Raw genomic sequence first — 1,674 nt, forward strand, 5'->3', positions numbered from 1 at the left:
AATGAACACAAGAAGGGAGACTAGAGGCAATGAGAACGCATTGTTAGAATGCTCTCTATAGGCCGCAAGAGGTAAGTTTATCCTCTAAAGGTTGCAATTAAAGGCTTAAAGATTGGCATTAAAAGAAAAATGAAGGGGCTGCGTATGTTATGGGGGAATATTTATGCTGTGGGAGGTGGAGGGGTAGTGAAGTTGGGGGTTGGTGGATTGTTTTGAGCCGTGGGGGGATATTTTTGAGAAAAGGAAGGGGAGAAGAGCTAGGGGGTGGAGTTGAAGGGTTGGGAGCGCTTGTTGTACTGCTTGGATATCGGTGTGTGGGGGAGAGGTTGTTTTTGAGGGCGGATGAGATGTTCGTGTAGGATGAAGCGGTTTGGAGGGGGAAGAGGTGATGTTTTTAAGAGAGAAGGAGCTTGTAGGAGGGCTTCACGCCCTTTCAGGGGAGAATTAAAAGGTTAGGGGCGCTTTTGAAGCCGATGGATATCGGTGTGGGGGGAGAGGTTGTTTTTTCAGTTCATTTGGGGGAAAAGTGTGAAAAAGTATTTGTATATATGTGGGCTTAAGATTTGTTGGCTGGTCCCAGTAATTGGATGATATGCCCCATTTTTCGGTTGGGGTGAACAGTGCTTTTGCCATATAAATGGATCGAGGTGCGCTCTTGCTTCAGAAAATATTTTAACGTGCTAAAATTGTTACCAAGAAGATTGGTCATTTGGCAATCGCTATGGCGATAGGGACTGCCTAAGGGAAGTCCGCAAATAGCACGGATATGCTGTTCAAATTGTGAAGTTATGCATGCCTTTTGTGTCCAATGACCAGAATTATGGACACGCGGTGCTAATTCATTCACTAAAAGATGACCATTCGTTAAGACAAAAAGTTCAATACAAAGAACACCAACATAATCGAGGGCATCCATGACTGTTACACTGATTTCTTGAGCTGCTTTTTGCACGTCAAGTGGAATATGTGATGGAACAAAGGATTTATGAAGAATTCCATTTTTGTGTTGATTTTCAGGGCAGTCATAAAAAATATGTTCTCCTTGTTTTGTACGTGCCGAAAGAACCGAAATTTCCGATAAAAAAGGGACTATTTCTTCTAAAATACAAGGCTGTTCCTGAAAAGTCCTTAAGGCTTCGTCAAGGGTTTGTTCATCTGGGTGATCAAGCTTGATCTGGTTTTTTCCGTCATAACCAAAACGACGCGTCTTTAAAAGACCACGTCCGCCTAAGGTATCAAGAGCGGAAAGAAGAGAAGAAGAATTGTCAACAGCGTGCCATAACGCGGTGCCAATCCCTTGATCACGCAAAAATTGCTTCTCAAAAAGTCGATCTTGCGTGATCTCTAATGCTTTGGAAGAAGGATAAACAGGCTTACTCTTTTCTACATATTGAACCGTTTGAAGCGAAAGATTTTCAAATTCATAGCTGACAACATCACACTGAGAAATAAAATGATCTAAAGCTGATATATCGTCATAGGCGGAAACAATATGGTTGTTTGCTGTTTGAGCGGCTGGGCAATCGGCTTCAGGGCAAAAAATAACGGTTCGAAATCCTAATTCTGCGGCCGCTATGGCGAGCATCCGCGCTAATTGTCCCCCCCCGATTAAACCAATGACGCTGCCTGGAGGTAACATGGTGAAGGGAGTGGTGTTGGACGAGGTGGTGTTGG

Annotated in this window: 2 protein-coding genes; one reads left to right on the forward strand and one right to left on the reverse strand. The window is 43.7% G+C overall.

Translation table 11 applies throughout. The features are described 5' to 3' along the window. Positions 1-149: 149 nt before the first annotated feature. Positions 150-359, forward strand: a complete 210-nt coding sequence (locus ACFIL8_RS07990) for a hypothetical protein (protein WP_375681369.1) — start codon at positions 150-152, stop codon at positions 357-359. A gap of 197 nt (positions 360-556) precedes the next feature. Here the strand turns inward: ACFIL8_RS07990 and ACFIL8_RS07995 are convergent, their stop codons facing one another. Further along, positions 557-1,639 carry a 5-(carboxyamino)imidazole ribonucleotide synthase gene (locus ACFIL8_RS07995; protein ID WP_375689371.1) on the reverse strand — a complete coding sequence of 361 codons (1,083 nt, stop codon included), beginning with the start codon at positions 1,637-1,639 and terminating at the stop codon, positions 557-559. Positions 1,640-1,674 lie beyond the last annotated feature (35 nt).

Source organism: Bartonella sp. AP57NXGY (assembly GCF_042195805.1).
In the GTDB taxonomy this organism is placed as follows: domain Bacteria; phylum Pseudomonadota; class Alphaproteobacteria; order Rhizobiales; family Rhizobiaceae; genus Bartonella.